Here is a 15,288-nt window from a genome sequence, read left to right as displayed (position 1 = left end):
GAGAGGATGGATACACCGCAAGAAAGGACGTCATGGTCGAGCGATCCGCACTCGATGACGAGAAGTACATCGACTACGCCGCTCTCCTCGAGCGCCTGGAACGACAGTTCCCCACCGTCCCGCGCGATCGGATCGAGCAGATCATCGTGGCCGAGAACGACGCGATCACGGGCGGCTTCCTCCTGATCGTCCCCGCCGGGGTCGCGACAGGTGCGATCGAGATGCTGACGCGGGAGTCCTCTCCCGTGGCAGACGGAGAGGCGGTGGCCTGATGACCGAGCCCCAGGAGTACGCACGCTCGGGGTACTGGTACCCCGACGCCGAGAGCGCCAGCACCGTCGATGTCCTGAACATGCTGCGGCGTTACCGCGCGGCCGAGACCGCGATGCGTGCGCGCACCCGCGCTTCGATGGGCATGAACGAGACCGACCTGATGGCGCTGCGCTTCCTGCTGCGCGAGCAGCGCGCGGGCCGCATCGTCCGTCCGATCGACATCGCCAGGATGCTCGACATCTCCACCGCTTCGACGACCACTCTCATCGACCGCCTCGAGAAGGGCGGACACGTCCGTCGCGAGGCGCATCCGACGGACCGCCGCGCCGGAGTCGTGGTTCCGAGCGTGAGCAGCGACGAGGAGGTCAGGGCCACCCTCGGTGCCATGCATCGCCGCATGCTCACCCTGGTCGACGAGCTCTCCGACCAGGAGCGGGCCGTGGTCACACGGTTCCTCGCCGGTATGACCGCGTCGATCGAAGAGGCATCCGACCTCGACCAGGAGCTCCGGAATGTGATCCGGGACGAGAAGGGCCCCCACGCGGCGGAGTGACCCCCGCGCTACAGCCCTTCCGCGATCTCCTTGATCGCAGCGAGGCGGCGGTCCCACTCGCGTCCGATCACGTCGAGCTTCGCGGCCGTCGCGGAGAGCTCGGCACCGACGACGCGGAAGCGCACCTCGCGCCCCACCCGAACCGGCTCGACGAGTCCCACCTCCTGCAGCACGGCGAGGTGCTTGGCGATCGCCTGACGGGACACCGGAAGGCGCCCGGCGAGGGCGGATGCCGAGGCATCCCCCTCGCCGAGTGCCGTCAGGATGCTCCAGCGCGTCTCGTCCGCGAGTGCCGCGAACACGGGAAGCAGTGTCTCGGTCGTCACGCTTCGCCTTCCACGAGCGCGACCATCTTGTCGAGCTCCAGATCCCAGCCGGTGCGGTGCGACTCGAGGTTGGCCCTGGGGTCGGAGGTGCGCTCGAACCCGCTCTCGACGACCGTGAGCCGCGTGCCGCCATCCGCCTCCTCGAGCGTGAAGGTGAAGACGGTCGAGGTCGACTCGTCGATGCTGTCCGGCAGCGCGCCGAGGGCATCGTCATTGTTCCATCGGTACGTGATGCGCCGCGGCTCGTCGAACTCCTCGACCCGGAGGGGGATCACGTCGTAGCCGGGGAACGTCATCGTGCCGATCGCTCCGACGCCGCTGCCCTCGAGCACCGTGCGCCCGAACCAGCGCGAGATGTGCTGCGGCTCTGCCACGGCTCGCCACACCTTGTCGACGGGTGCCGCGATCTGGATGCTCCGCCGCACCGAGAATGTCTCATCGTCGACGACGGATGCCTCGTTGTGGGTCATGTTCACCATGATGGGTCCTTTCGGGATTTCCTGCATGTCCCGCCGGCCGGATCAGCCCACTGCAACTCCAGAGTTGCACCTCTCGACTCCATGCGCAACCCTAGAGTTGCAGTGAGCTCACCGCTCACCGCATATCGCTCACTCTGCATCGCGCCTCACGCCGGCGTCACCTGTCGGAGGAAGTCACGAATGCATGAGGAATCGCAGGAAGACCGCCCGGCATCCGTGTTTTCTTCCGCCATCCGGAACCCGCGGAACGCAAGGGCACACCGGCACCCCAGCCGCAGCACCCCGTGCCGGACTCAGACGCGGGGACGCCGCTTCTCGAGGAAGCCCGCCAGCACCACGGCGACGAGGGCGGCCACCGGCGCGACGAGGAGCCCCGCCCGCAAGCTCTCGTTCTCGGCGATGTACCCCACGAACGGCGGAGACAGCAGGAACCCGAGGCGCAGCAGCCACGACACGACCGTGAGCCCGACGCCCGGCCGCAGTCCCGGCAGTTCGTCCGCGGCATGCATCGCCGCGGGGATAAGCGTGGCGATGCCGAAGCCGACGGCCGCGAACCCCAGGATCGTGCCGGGCACCGACGGATACGCGAGCGCCAGCGTCATGCCGACCGCCGCGATGGCGCCGCCGACCCGCGCGACCCACCTCTGTCCGAAGCGGTCCGTGAGCGGATCGCCGATGATCCGACCGATGAACTGCGCACCGACCAGGGCGATGAAACCGAGAGGAGCGATCGCCGCAGCGGCTCCGAGCGAGTCGGCGAGATACAGAGTCGCCCAGGAGTTGCCCGCATCCTCGGCGACGGCGCCGGCCATGGCGATGAGGGTCAGGGCGATGATCGCGATGACGGTACGCGGCGTCACTCCGCGGCGGAGTGTTCCGGCGAGCTCGGCCGGCTCGGCCGTGGCCTCCTCGTCGACCTCGTCGTCACGGCCGGGGAGGCAGAAGCGCAGGGCGACGAGCGCGACCGTGGCGAACACGGCCGTCGAGATGCCCAGGTGCACGGCCAGCGGCAGCTCCAGTGCGATCGCCACTGCAGCCATCGCCCCACCCAGCACCGCACCGATGGACCAGATGGCGTGGAAGCCGTTGATGATCGAACGCCCGTAGCGACGCTGCACCCGCAGGCCGTGGGCGTTCTGGGCGACATCGGTGATCGCGTCGGACGCTCCGCCGAGGAACAGGGCCACCGCGAACAGCAGGCCTGACGGAGCGAGGGCCGCCGACAGCAGACCCAAGCTCGTCAACACGGTGCCGATCACGGCGATGCGAGCGGAACCGAACCGACGGATGAGCACTGCGGCCAGAAGGCCGGCGGCGATGGCGCCGGCGGGGAATGCCGCGATCGCGAATCCGTACCCGAGGTTGTCCAGCCCCAGAGCGGACTTGATCTCCGGGTACCGCGGGAGGATGTTCGCGAACAGCGCCCCATTGGTCAGGAAGAGCGCGGAGACGGCGATGCGCGCGCGGCGGGATGCCTGGTCGGGCACAGATCGTCGAATCGATTCGATGGAGGCCATGTCTACGATCGTACGGTGCACAGCAGGCCGCGACCGACACGATCACGCATGTGCCCCCGACAGTGCTCCCTGCGTCGCAGCTCTACTCATCCCCGACGTAGGCCGCAACCCCGTTCCCGCGCGCGCATCCTCGGGCCTACGCTCGTGCCATGTCCGAACTCACCCAGCCCACCGGTCGTGAAGAGGCTCTGCGCGCCATCCCCCGCGACGACGGGACTCCCCCGCGTGCTCTGGTGCTCGGGGCGACCGGCTACATCGGCGGTCGACTGACTCCGCGGCTGCTGAACGCCGGATACCGCGTGCGTGTGCTGGCGCGGGACGCGGCGCGGGCGGCGTCGTTCCCGTGGGGCGCCGACTGCGAGATCGTCGAGGGGTCGGCGGATGATGCGGATGCCGTCGCTGCGGCCATGGACGACGTCGACGTCGTCTACTACCTGATCCACTCGATGTCGGCCGGCAAGGGCTTCGAGGAGAGCGACGAGCGCGCGGCGCAGACGGTGGCAGAGGCGGCTGCGCGAGCGGGTGTGCGGCGGATCGTCTACCTCGGCGGTCTGCATCCGGATGATGCACAGCTCTCCCCGCATCTGCGCTCGCGTGTGCGGGTCGGCGAGATCTTCCTGGACTCGGGAGTGCCGACACTCGTGCTGCAGGCGGGCGTCGTGATCGGGTCGGGATCGGCGTCGTTCGAGATGATCCGCCACCTCACCGACGTGCTGCCGTACATGCCGGCGCCGAAGTGGGTGCGCAACCGGATCCAGCCCATCGCTGTGCGCGACGTGCTGCACTACCTCCTCGGGGCAGCGCAGGTGGATTCCGACGTGAACCGCGCTGTCGATATCGGCGGCCCCGACGTGCTGCGCTACGGCCAGATGATGAACGGCTACGCGGTGGAGGCGGGACTGCGCCAGCGGGCCATCGCCGCCCTCCCCGTGCTGACTCCGGGCCTCGCTTCGCACTGGGTGAATCTCGTGACGCCGGTCCCTCGGTCGATCGCCCGCCCGCTCGTGGCGTCGCTGCAGAACGAGTGCATCATGAAGGATCACGCCATCGACGAGCTGATCCCCCAGCCCGAAGGCGGTCTGACCCCGTATCGGCGCGCGGTCGACCTGGCGCTCGGCCGTGTGCGAGGCGACACCATCGAGACCAGTTGGCAGGACTCCGAGGTCTCGGGCGCTCCGAGCGACCCGCTGCCGAGCGATCCCGACTGGGCGGGACGCACCGTGTTCACCGACTCCCGTTCGGTCACGACGACCGCGTCACCCACAGAGCTGTGGCGCGTGATCCTCGGCATCGGCGGAGAGAACGGCTGGTACTCCTCGCCCCTGTTGTGGGCGGTGCGCGGTTGGATGGACCGCATCGTGGGCGGCGTAGGCCTCAGCCGCGGGCGCCGCAGCCGTACCGCCGCACGCGTGGGCGACGCGATCGACTTCTGGCGCGTCGAAGCGGCGGAGACCACGGATGCCGGATCGCTGCTGCGCCTCCGCGCCGAGATGAAGGTGCCGGGAGAGGCATGGCTCGAGTTGCGTGCCGTGCCCGATGCGAAGGGCGCCCGCTACGAGCAGCGCGCGATCTTCTTCCCGCGCGGTCTCACCGGACGCCTCTACTGGCTCGCCGTGCTGCCCTTCCACGGCGCGATCTTCGCGGGCATGGCAGCACGCATCACGGCCGCCGCCGAGGACCTCGAGACCTCTCCATCGGCGCCGCCCCACCCCGCGGAGACCAGCGACCCCGCCGTCCCAGGCGAACCCACCGTCCCAGGCGAACCCGCCGGGACAGACGAACCCGCCGGATCAGGCGACTTCACCGCGAAGTCGCCTGATCCCGCGTGAACGCCTGACCCGACGCCCCCAGACGAGGCCGGGGTACCCTCAATCCGCGCGCGGCTGCGGGGCGGGGTCCGGGTCGTTCGGGCCGTCTTCCAACGCGGCATCGACAACGGCATCCACTTCCGCGGGAGGGATGATGTCGATCGCCTCGGTCGCGGCCTCATACACCTCGGCCAACGTGTCGTCGACGGTGTCCTCGTCGATCCAGGCGAGGTCGTCCTCCGAGTGGTCGTACTCGACAGGCACGAGGGCGAAGTCGTCGCCGTACTCCTCGAGCCCGGCCATGACGCTGTGGCGGACGGCGGCGCGGGCATACCGGTCGCGCAGGATCAGCGGATCCCGCCGCAGGTCCTTCATGAACGCGATCATCATGAACGTCATGATGATCGCGAACGGCAGCGCCGCGATGATCGTCGCGTTCTGCAGCGACTGCAGCCCGCTGCCCTCCGATCCGCTCACGAGCAGCACCGCGGCGATCACGCCGACCAGCACTCCCCACACCACCGCGACCCACCGCGATGGCTCCGGGCGGCCCTGCTGGGACAGCGTGCCCATGACGAGTGAGGCGGAATCAGCCCCGGTGATGAAGAAGATCGCGATGAGGAGGATGAGCACGATGCTGGTGATGAGCGGGAACGGCAAGTTCTCCAGCACCCCGAACAGCACCTCCTCCGGCGGGTCGACGGTGAGGCCTGCGCCGTCCATCTGCTGCTGGATCGCCGTCGTGCCGAAGATCGCGAACCACACGAGCGAGATGGCGGAAGGCACCACGATGACGACCGACACGAACTGACGGAGCGTGCGCCCGCGGGAGATCTTCGCGATGAACATGCCGACGAACGGCGACCAGGAAATCCACCATGCCCAGTAGAAGATCGTCCAGCTCGACAGGAAGGCCTGCGCGGTCTCACCCTGCGACGCGGAGCGGCCGATCATGGTCGGCAGATCGCCGATGAACTGCACGGCGACCGACGGGATCACGTTGAGGATCAGCAGCGTCGGACCGACGAAGAACACGAAGAAGGCGAGCAGGATCGCGACCACGGCGTTGATGTTCGACAGTGCGCGGATGCCCTTCGAGACTCCGGACACCGCGGAGGCGATGAAGCAGGCCGTGAGCACCGCGATCACCGCGATGAGGATGCCGTTGCCGAGTGGGCCGATGCCGCTGACGAGCTCGACACCGTGACCGATCTGCAGCGCTCCGAGTCCGAGGGAGGCGGCCGTGCCGAACAACGTCACGATGATGGAGAAGATGTCGATCGTGCGGCCTACCGGACCCGTGGTGCGGTTCTCGCCGAGCAGCGGAGCGAAGATCGACGAGATCAGCGGCGTGCGGCCGCGGCGGTAGGCGCCGTACGCGATGGCTCCACCGACGAGCGCGTAGAACGCCCAGGCCTGCGGACCCCAGTGATAGAGCACCTGGGTCTGCGCGGTGTGCATGGCCTCGAGGGTGTTCGCCTCGACGGTGCCGGGCGGCGGGTTCTCGAAGAACGTCAGCGGCTCAGCGGCACCCCAGAACACCAGGCCGATGCCCATGCCGGCCGCGAAGAGCATGGAGATCCACGAGAACATCGAGAACTCGGGCTCCTCGTCGTCACGGCCGAGCGGGATGCGCCCGTACTTGCTGAAGCCGACGAACAGCATGAACACGAGGATGATCGTGGCGATCGTCGTGAAGAAGAAGCCGAAGTACTCCACCACCCAGGCGAGGACCGTGCTCGTGGTGCCGGCGAGGTTGTCGCCCGCGAACACACCCCAGGCGATGAAGCCGAGGGCGAACGCGGCGGCGACACCGAAGACGAGCGGGTCGGTGCGGTAGGTGCGCCCCGTCTCCTCGACCGAGACACCGGGAACGAGCGCCGGGTGCACGCTGCGCGGCGGGACGGTCGTGATGTCGCGGACGATCTTGCGGGCAGTCTCCGAAGCCTTGGCCGGGAGGCGGTTGGCACCGGTTCCGACTGTGTCCGTGCGCGGACGCGGAGGGTTCGATCCTGCGGAGCGTTCGTCGGGCTTCTCGTCAGGAGTGTCCATGAGAGTCCATTTTGTCATGCGAGGTGTCCGACCGTGTCGGGGCCGAAACCCAGAGGGTCCGCGCGAACCGCGGCGCGTAGGGCGGACGCTGCCTGCTCTGGGTTTTCGGGCGCGTCGCAGTTAGCGCGAGCGGCGCCCCCCGAACAGCGAGTGCAGCAGCGGGAGGGCGGAGACACAGACCAGGGTGATTCCCAGGGGCGGCACCGACGGCACGAGCAGCGCACCGCCGACCAGGAACGCCGCGAACAGGACGCCGGAGCCGATGCGGCGCGCGATGCCCTCGAGCCGGTCCAGGCGACGTTCGAGTCGTGAGGTGTCGAAGGTGACGTTGCCGTCGTCGAGGCGCGTGATGATCTTGTCGATGCGGCCGGGCAACGCCCAGGTCGTGGACATCGTGCCCATCGCCTGGTTCGCGAAGGCCTGCACGATGTTGCCGCTCTCGTCGCGAAGCAGACGGCCGGCGTAGGGCTCTGCCGCATCCCACACGTTGAACGCGGGATCGAGGCCGCTGCACATGCCGGAGGTCAGTGAGACGGCACGGATGAGCAGCAGCATGTTCTCGGGCAGCTGGAGCGGGAGCGAGCGCACCATGTCGCCGAACTCCTCGGCGAAATCACGGAACTCGCGCGGATCGACCTTGCTCAACTCAGCGAACCCCATGCCGCCGAAACGGGCGAACAACGTGGTGAGCGCGCGCTCGAGCTCGGCCGTGTCGGCGGAAGGCAGCAGCACGCCGATCTCCTGCGCGGCGGCGACGAGGCCACGACTGTCTCGGCCGGCCACCGCGATCAGGAGTGTGCGCAATCCGTCGCGGAGGCTCGCGGGGATCTCGGCCATCATGCCGAAGTCGATGAACGTGAGGCGGAAACCGCGCCCCGTGCCGCCCTCGACCACCGGCGAAGGCGTGACGAAGATGTTGCCGGGGTGGGGGTCGGCATGCACGAAACTGTGCGTGAACACCTGATCGAACATGACCTCGGCGAACACCGCGGCGACCTCGGACGGATCGATTCCTGCGGCGCGGAGGGCCTCGATGTCGTTGATCTTGATGGCCGTGACGTCCGAGAGAGTCAGCACCCGACGGGTCGAGCGCTCCCAGACGATCTCCGGGGTGTCGACGCGGGGATCGTCGGCGAAGTTCTCGCGGAAGCGTTCCGCGCTCGCGGCCTCATGCAGGTAGTCGATCTCCTCGAGGCTGGTCGCGGCGAACTCCTCCACGAGCGCGGGCGCATCCACCCGGTCGGCGACGATGCGCACGCGCGTCAGCCAGCGCGCGACCCGGCGGAGCGCCGCGAGGTCGACCGCCACGATCTCGTCGATGCCGGGTCGCTGGACCTTGACCACGACCTCGCCGAGCCCGGTGTCTGCCGCATCGAGCGCCGACAGTCGGGCGCGATGCACCTGCCCGAGGGAAGCCGCCGCGACGGGGTTCTCATCGAACCAGGCATAGGCACGTTCGAGCGGGATCCCGAGCTCGGCTTCGGCGAGCGCACGGATCGCCGGCGTGGGCACGGGCGGAACCTCGTCCTGCAGCCCCTCGAGCTCCTTCGTGATCTCCGGCGGCAGCACGTCGAGGCGCGACGACATGAACTGTCCCACCTTGATCATGAGTCCGCCGAGTTCCACGGCGAGCACATGGAACCGACGAGCGAACGTCTGCATCCGCTGACCGCGTGTCCGCTCCGCGATTCGGCTCATGCCGAAGCGGGGCAGGACGAGTTCGAACCACCAGATCTTGAAGAACTCGCGACCGGCGAACGACAGGATGCGACGGTACCTGGCGCGGTGCACGCCGTGTGCCGCAGCATCCGTCATCGCGTGGTCCCTTCGCAGACCCCCACCCGATGCCGCACTGCGCGGTCAGTCCTGCGCGAGGATCGTGTACAGCTTACGGCGGGCCTCGTCGAGGACCTCGATCGTCTGCTGCACCTGCTCGGCGGACCCGCTGCGACCCACCTGGGCAGCCGCGGCGGCGAGGTCGACGCCCGCCTTCGGCAGCGCGTGGAAGCGGGCGTTGTCGCGCTGACCGTCCTTGCCGTTCGACGAGACCCAGGGGGCTGGGGTCTCCGAGCTCTCGACGGCGACCGCGCGGCCGGCTTCGGTGAGCGAGTAGGTCTTGCGGCCGTTCTGCTCCTCCGCCTCGATCAGCCCTTCGTCGGCGAGCAGCTGCAGCGTCGGGTACACGGAACCGGCGCTCGGCTTCCACGTGCCGCCGCTGCGCTCGGCGATCTCGTTGATGATCTGGTAACCGTGCATCGGCTTCTCGGCCAGCAGGGAGAGCACGGCAGTGCGGACGTCACCGCGGGCCATGCGCGAACCACCGGAGGGGCGGGACTCGAAGGACTTACGGAGCTGATCCATCGCCTCGAAGATCGCGGATGCCGGGCCACCGGAGCCGGCGCCGAAGCCGGGTCCGCCGAACAACCCGCCGGATCCGCCGCTGCTGCCGGAACCGCCGTTGCCGCTGAACGGGTTGGAGGGGAATGCGTTGCTCATGATGACCTCCTGCTGTAGGTGTGAACGATACTCAACGATATATCGTTAACCCTGGGCGTGGGGTGGGAGTCTTCGATCGTTCGACCCGTGGATGACTTCCACCTGTTGCGCACCACACGCCCGGCCGTTGCGCAAGCCCGGTGACGCACACAGGAAGACGTGGTTAGCTCTGGAAGTTGTCGACTTGGGGGAGTGAGACGTTTGTCACAGAGTGATCGACCGGAGATGAGCAGCAGCGACGCGGGCACCATCCGTGTGAGCGTGATCGTACCGGTGTGGCGACCTGGCCCCTCGTTCGACGATCTCATCGCGTCACTCGATCGCCAGAGTCTTGGCACTGCGTCGTTCGAAGTGCTTCTGTGCGACGACGGATCCGGCGAGCCCACCTCTGCTCGGCTGGCCGACATCGCCCGCGACCGCCCCCACGTACGCGTGCTGTCGCTGGCGCACTCCGGGTGGCCCGGCATGCCGCGCAACCACGGCGTCGATGCGGCTCGCGGGACGTACGTGCAGTTCGTCGATCAGGACGACTATCTGTTCGACCGTGCACTCGAGAAGCTGTGCGACTACGCCGACCTGCACTCCTCCGATGTGATCATCGGCAAGGAGGTGGGCATCGGCCGCCGCCTTCCGAGTCGGATCTTCAGCCACGACATCCCGGATGCGGTCCTCGGAACCGACCCGCTGCTCGAGATGCTGACACCGCACAAGATGTTCCGCACCTCTTTCCTTCGGGCCAACGGCATCCGCTTCCCCGAGGGCAAGGTGCGGCTGGAAGACCATCTCTTCGTGATGCAGGCGTACTTCGCGGCGTCGAGGATCTCGGTCCTGGCGAGCGAGCCGTGCTACGCCTGGGTGAAGGAGCCGGGCAGCGCAAGCTCTTCGCGCATCGACCCCGAGTCGTACTTCCCGCACCTCGAAACGGTGCTCGATCTCGTCGAAGCTCACACCGAGCCGGGAAAGCTGCGCGATCGTCTTCTGCGGCACTGGTTCCGAGGCAAGATCCTCAAGCGGCTCTCGGGCCGACAGATGGCCAGGTACCCCGACGACTACCGTGAACGCCTGCTCGATGTGGTCACGCCCCTGACGCAGGAGCATTTCGGACCCGGCGTCGATGCCGGCCTGGGATTCCCGCATCGGATCCGCGCCGCTCTGCTGCGCGCCGGGCGACGTGACGACCTGTTGGAGCTCGCACGGTTCGAATCCGAGATCACCTGTCGCGCCGTCGTGACGGAGGTGCACTGGTCTCGCGGTGGCGGTCTGCACTTCACGATCCGCGTGACCCTCACGAGGAACGGCCAGGACGCGTTCGTCTTCGAATCCACGGTCGAACAGTCGACGGACGCCGAGTCCGGATCCGCACGCCCCAAGAAGGTGACGCGACTCATCTCGCTCCCGGCCTCGACGACCGAGGGGCTCCCGGAGAACCTCGTGGTCGCCAACCGCGAGCTGCGCAACGACCGGGTTGACCTCTTCCTCCGCGACCGCGACACCGGTGCCGAGCGCCGTCTCGGAGGTCGACTTCCCCGCAAGCTCGACTCCGCCCGCGTGGCGATCGACCCCGTCAAGGTGTTCGGTCCCGACGACGACTCCCGCGGAGGCGCGCTGACCGTGAAGGTCCGACATGCGGGGTGGACTTTCGAGACCCCGCTCGAAGCCTCCCCTGCCGTGCTCGCCCGCGCCGGACGGTCGCCGCTCCTCGCGGGCCGCTCCTGCACCCTCGTGGCGACCGACCAGGGCACGGTCGAACTGCACCGCGAGTGGCCCGGCGGCCGGCTGAAGGACCTCGCCGGACGTGCTGTCCGCCGCGTGCGCGCCCTCACGAGGAAGAGCTGACTCGCAAGAGCTGACACGGACCGGCTGACGCCGCGCATCCGCACGCGCCCACCGCCGTCGACACACGCCCGCCGTGTCACTGGAGCGCCGCCCGCGCGACGGCGCGCATCGCGGGGGTGATCGAGCCGAACGCGCTCGGCGACGAGAGCGCACAGAGACTCTCGACCACTCGCTGCACCGCTGACACGTCGCCTGACCGAGGGGACCACTCGGAGAACCTTCCGTCGCCCGGCCCGTCCTCCACCGCAGCCTCACCGCGCGCGACGACGCCGGCCAGCTCGTCGAAGGTCGAGGCTGATCCATCGGCGACGGCCAGGAGGGCGAGGGTCACGGCACGCGGCCAGGCGCTGGGGAACAGCCTCTCTCCCCAGCGCCCGTACGCCGTCGATGATCCGTAGGAATGCCCGCACCTCACCGTCCGCCAGCCCGCGTCCGAGGTTCGTGACCACGACATGCCCGCGCAGCCTGCGCACCGCTTTGGTCCGACGTGCGAGCGACGCGAGAGCATCGGCAGGGTCGGGAAGGCCCGGCACCGCCGTGTCCGGCCAGTCGAGGGCGTCGACGGCATCGGTGACGATCGCGCGGGGCAGCCACCCATCGGTCGGATCCTGATCGACACCCTCGGGGCCGATCCGCGCGACGAGCATCCGGATGCCGGCCGTCGCCGACTCCGCGAACTCCGAGCCCGCCGGGGTCTCCTCGAAGGGCACCGGGTCGTTGAGCTCCGCGTCGTCGAGGTGCGCGAGGAGGGCGAGACGACGCACCGGGGAGAGCCCTTGGCACAATGCCGCCAGCGGTGAGAACGGACGGAGAGCATCGCCGCCGACCCCGCAAGCCGCAGGGTCGAGGCGCGGCTGCACCAGGCCGAACCGCTGGGCGAGCTCGAACCCCACATGCTCTGCGCGGAATGCAGGTCGCTGTGTCTGCCAGCTTCCCACCGGCGACGGGAGCACCGGGACGGACTCCGCGTCGACGACGGTGACCCGCGGGTCGCCCATCCGTGTCGCGTACGGCCCACTGATCACCACGTCGACCACATCGGCGACACCGGGGACCGACACCTGCTGCGTCGGGGCCCGCCAGGGACACAGGTCGATGTGCAGCGACCGACCCGCGTCCGCTTCGAGCTCGGGCGCTTCCGGATCGAGCCCGAGACTCAGCCGATAGGCCTCGATCAGCCAGTACGAGGGGGCATCCCGTGGCACACCGATGACGCGGGTGAGCTCGGGGCATCCTGAGACCGACATCTCGACATGAAGTGCCCACGTGACGTGGACGTGCTCGGAGAGTTCCATCCGCGCAACGCTAGGTCGTCCCCGGCATCACCCCAGGACTCGAAGCCACCGATTGTCGAGAACTCGATGAAGCCGTCTTCGGTGCAGAAGAGTTGCGAACACGAGCCGTCGGCGGGGCGCGAACTACCGGCGCGCGAGCAGCTCCTCGAGACGTGCGGCCTCCCCCTGCGCCATCGCGTATCCGTGCTCGGGCGCGGGGTAAGCGCCGCTGCGCACCTCCGATGCGTACGCCCCGACCCCCGCGATGGCGTCCGTCCGCAGCTCGGCATACCGCTTGACGAACCTGGCGGCCGACCCGTCGAAGAGTCCGAGCAGATCGTGGAAGACGAGCACCTGTCCGTCGGCCGCGCCACCCGCTCCGATACCGATCACGGGGACGTCCAGCAGCGGCATGAGCGCAGCCGTCACCTCGGACGGCACCGCCTCGACGACGATCATCGAGCACCCGGCATCCTGCAACGCGAGCGCATCCTCGATCACGGCCAGTGCGGCCTCGGCGGAGCGCCCCTGCGCACGGTAGCCCCCGAGCGCGGTGGCGGTCTGCGGCGTGAGCCCGACGTGCCCGACGACCGGGACGCCCGCCTGCACGAGCGCCCTGGCGCGCTGGACCGTCGTCCCGCCGCGCTCGATCTTCACGAGGTCGCAGCCGGCTTCCTTGATGAAGCGCTGCGCGGTCGCGATGGCGAGCTCGTCCGAGGCCTCGTACGAGCCGAAGGGCAGGTCACCGACGAGGAGAGGCACTGTGAGCCCCCGCCGCACCGCCTTGGTCAGCATCAGCATCTCGTCGAGCGTGACCGGCACCGTGCTGTCGTAGCCCAGGACGGTCATCGCGGCCGAGTCGCCGACGAGCACCACGTCGACGCCGGCGGCCTCGACGATCTGTGCGCCCGGGTGGTCGTACGCGGTGACCATGACGATGGGCTCACCGGCCGCCTTCTTCGCTCCGAGGGCGGCGAGGGTGACCTGGGTGCGGGGAGCGGCATGAGCGCTCATGCGCTGACCTCCGTATCGGTTGTCGCCGAGGCATCGGCGACATGCAGGACGTGGTTGTCGATCAGGCGGGCCGCCCCGATGTGTGCGGCGACCGCGAGCAGGGCGTCACGATCGACGCGGGCGAGGGGGCGCAGCGTCTCGGCATCTCGGAGCTCGAGATACTCGGGGTCGATCCCGGCATCGGCGAGCACTCGTCTCGCCGTGGAGAGGATGCTCCCCGCGTTCGGATCACCCGCCTCGAACACCGCAGCCCCGGCATCGAGCGCCCGGTTCAGAGCGGAGGCCTGCACGCGGGCCTCCGCGTCGAGGTAGACGTTCCTGGAGCTCATGGCGAGGCCGTCCGCTTCCCGCACGATCGGACAGGCGACGATCCGCACGTCGAGGTCGAGGTCCCGCACGACCCGGCGGACGACGAGCACCTGCTGCGCATCCTTCTGCCCGAAGTACGCGGCGTCCGGTCGGACGATCCCGAACAGCTTGGCGACGACCGTGGCCACGCCGTCGAAGTGGTGCACTCCACGAATCGCGTCATCGAGCACGTCGGTGAGACCGGCGACGTGGATGTTCGTCGCGAACCCGTCGGGGTAGATCTCGGACGCGGTGGGAGCGAAGAGGATGTCGACGCCCGCGGCCTCCGCGAGTCCGGCGTCGCGGGCCTCGTCGCGCGGATACGCGCTGAGGTCTTCGTTGGCGCCGAACTGGGTCGGGTTGACGAACAGCGACACGACGACGAGGTCGGACGCCTCGCGCGCGGCACGCATGAGGGAGAGATGGCCATCGTGGAAAGCACCCATTGTGGGCACGAGGCCGATGGTCCCACCCGCGGCTCTGGCTTCTCGGATCGCGGCGCGGACCTCGCGGATCGTGCGGAGGATTCTCATGCCGGGGGCTCCTCGAGTGCGGTGGCGGATGCGGTGGCGGTGGGTCGGGCAGCGACCTCGCGCGTGGCTGCGGCGAGCGCGTCGAACAGGTCGTCGAGCTCCAGCCCTTCGGCGACAGCACGCTGGCGTGCGACCGTCTCCTCGTCGCCGCGGGCGATGGGCCCGGTCAGCACAGCGGCAGCGCCGTCCTTCGCCCAGTTCTCGACCGTCTGACGTACGAGCGGAGCCAGGAGCGACCGGGCGACGTCGCGAGGAATCCCCGCATTCGAAGCCAGGTCCTCCGCCGCGTCGAGCACGGTGAGGACGAAGTTCGAGGCGGACGACGCGGCCGCGTGATAGCTCGCACGGTGTGCGTCGTCGACCTCGAACGGGCGTGCACCGAGAGCGAGGGCGAGCTGCTCCGCGACCTCACGAGCTGCGGGCGTACGACCGGCGATCGCGGCACCGATGCCGCGGAACACCTCGGCGGGCTCGTCGCCGGTGAAGGTCTGCAGCGGATGGAGGCTGAAATCCACATCGGTGAGCGCCGTCGCGCCGGATACATGTCCGAGGAAGCGCGCATGGGGCCGGGCGATGGCCGCAACCTCGGCGATGGCCGCGTCCGGAACGCTGAGGAGGACGACATCCACATCCGGAATCCGCTCGTCCCGCCCGAGGGGTCCGACGACGCCGAGCTCCGCTGCCCGCAGAGCCCGCGCGAGTACGCCTCCGAGACGGCCGGCGCCGACGATGGCGATGGTCGTCCCTGGTGCGAGAGAGGCGGATGTGTGCATGTCGAT

The 15,288-nt window shown here is 69.0% G+C and carries 14 protein-coding genes; 4 read left to right on the top strand and 10 right to left on the bottom strand.

Going from position 1 to position 15,288, the window contains the following annotated elements; all coding sequences use genetic code 11:
* Nucleotides 1-32 precede the first annotated feature (32 nt).
* Together AX744_RS10540 and AX744_RS10535 are read left to right on the top strand one after the other, a co-directional pair.
* Nucleotides 33-272 (top strand): hypothetical protein, encoded by a 240-nt coding sequence (locus tag AX744_RS10540; protein WP_058632740.1) that lies wholly within the window; start codon nt 33-35, stop codon nt 270-272.
* Nucleotides 272-826 carry a MarR family winged helix-turn-helix transcriptional regulator gene (locus AX744_RS10535; protein WP_046746946.1) on the top strand — a complete coding sequence of 185 codons (555 nt, stop codon included), beginning with the start codon at nt 272-274 and terminating at the stop codon, nt 824-826. The genes AX744_RS10540 and AX744_RS10535 overlap by 1 nt, the downstream gene beginning before the upstream one ends.
* A gap of 8 nt (nt 827-834) precedes the next feature.
* Here AX744_RS10535 and AX744_RS10530 read toward each other — a convergent pair whose 3' ends face one another.
* The 3 genes from AX744_RS10530 to AX744_RS10520 all read right to left on the bottom strand — a co-directional run bounded on the left by AX744_RS10530 (nt 835) and on the right by AX744_RS10520 (nt 3,148).
* Nucleotides 835-1,152 carry an ArsR/SmtB family transcription factor gene (locus tag AX744_RS10530; RefSeq protein ID WP_045262318.1) on the bottom strand — a complete coding sequence of 106 codons (318 nt, stop codon included), beginning with the start codon at nt 1,150-1,152 and terminating at the stop codon, nt 835-837.
* Nucleotides 1,149-1,631 (bottom strand): SRPBCC domain-containing protein, encoded by a 483-nt coding sequence (locus AX744_RS10525; RefSeq protein ID WP_061016777.1) that lies wholly within the window; start codon nt 1,629-1,631, stop codon nt 1,149-1,151. Before AX744_RS10525 ends, AX744_RS10530 begins: the two co-directional genes overlap by 4 nt.
* Before the next feature lie 293 nt (nt 1,632-1,924).
* Nucleotides 1,925-3,148: an MFS transporter gene (locus AX744_RS10520; protein WP_061016775.1), complete on the bottom strand. Its 1,224-nt coding sequence runs from the start codon at nt 3,146-3,148 to the stop codon at nt 1,925-1,927.
* Nucleotides 3,149-3,297: 149 nt separating this feature from the next.
* On the opposite strand from AX744_RS10520, the gene AX744_RS10515 reads away from it, so the two are divergent.
* On the top strand, nt 3,298-4,977 hold the full coding sequence (locus AX744_RS10515) for an SDR family oxidoreductase (RefSeq protein ID WP_082738485.1): 1,680 nt from the start codon (nt 3,298-3,300) through the stop codon (nt 4,975-4,977).
* 39 nt (nt 4,978-5,016) lie between these two features.
* Here the strand turns inward: AX744_RS10515 and AX744_RS10510 are convergent, their stop codons facing one another.
* The 3 genes from AX744_RS10510 to AX744_RS10500 all read right to left on the bottom strand — a co-directional run bounded on the left by AX744_RS10510 (nt 5,017) and on the right by AX744_RS10500 (nt 9,504).
* A complete protein-coding gene (locus AX744_RS10510) occupies nt 5,017-7,008 on the bottom strand; it encodes a BCCT family transporter (RefSeq protein ID WP_046746950.1) in 1,992 nt (663 codons plus the stop codon).
* 120 nt (nt 7,009-7,128) lie between these two features.
* Nucleotides 7,129-8,823 carry an ABC1 kinase family protein gene (locus AX744_RS10505; RefSeq protein WP_061016773.1) on the bottom strand — a complete coding sequence of 565 codons (1,695 nt, stop codon included), beginning with the start codon at nt 8,821-8,823 and terminating at the stop codon, nt 7,129-7,131.
* A gap of 45 nt (nt 8,824-8,868) precedes the next feature.
* On the bottom strand, nt 8,869-9,504 hold the full coding sequence (locus tag AX744_RS10500) for a PadR family transcriptional regulator (protein WP_197429215.1): 636 nt from the start codon (nt 9,502-9,504) through the stop codon (nt 8,869-8,871).
* 225 nt (nt 9,505-9,729) lie between these two features.
* On the opposite strand from AX744_RS10500, the gene AX744_RS10495 reads away from it, so the two are divergent.
* Entirely contained in the window at nt 9,730-11,340 is a 1,611-nt protein-coding gene (locus AX744_RS10495) for a glycosyltransferase family 2 protein (protein ID WP_061016771.1), read from the top strand.
* 251 nt (nt 11,341-11,591) lie between these two features.
* On the opposite strand, the gene AX744_RS10485 is transcribed toward AX744_RS10495, so the two are convergent.
* The 4 genes from AX744_RS10485 to AX744_RS10470 all read right to left on the bottom strand — a co-directional run bounded on the left by AX744_RS10485 (nt 11,592) and on the right by AX744_RS10470 (nt 15,282).
* Nucleotides 11,592-12,635 carry a hypothetical protein gene (locus AX744_RS10485; RefSeq protein WP_061016766.1) on the bottom strand — a complete coding sequence of 348 codons (1,044 nt, stop codon included), beginning with the start codon at nt 12,633-12,635 and terminating at the stop codon, nt 11,592-11,594.
* 123 nt (nt 12,636-12,758) lie between these two features.
* Nucleotides 12,759-13,628, bottom strand: coding sequence for a 3-methyl-2-oxobutanoate hydroxymethyltransferase (gene panB / locus AX744_RS10480; protein ID WP_061016765.1), 870 nt, complete (start codon nt 13,626-13,628; stop codon nt 12,759-12,761).
* Nucleotides 13,625-14,509 (bottom strand): pantoate--beta-alanine ligase, encoded by an 885-nt coding sequence (gene panC, locus AX744_RS10475; RefSeq protein WP_061016763.1) that lies wholly within the window; start codon nt 14,507-14,509, stop codon nt 13,625-13,627. Before panC ends, panB begins: the two co-directional genes overlap by 4 nt.
* On the bottom strand, nt 14,506-15,282 hold the full coding sequence (locus tag AX744_RS10470) for a DUF2520 domain-containing protein (protein ID WP_061016761.1): 777 nt from the start codon (nt 15,280-15,282) through the stop codon (nt 14,506-14,508). The genes panC and AX744_RS10470 overlap by 4 nt, the downstream gene beginning before the upstream one ends.
* Nucleotides 15,283-15,288 lie beyond the last annotated feature (6 nt).

It is taken from the genome of Microbacterium sp. CCH5-D1, from assembly GCF_001557335.1.
Classification (GTDB): Bacteria; Actinomycetota; Actinomycetes; order Actinomycetales; family Microbacteriaceae; genus Microbacterium; species Microbacterium oxydans.
This window is presented reverse-complemented; position numbering and strand designations above follow the sequence as displayed.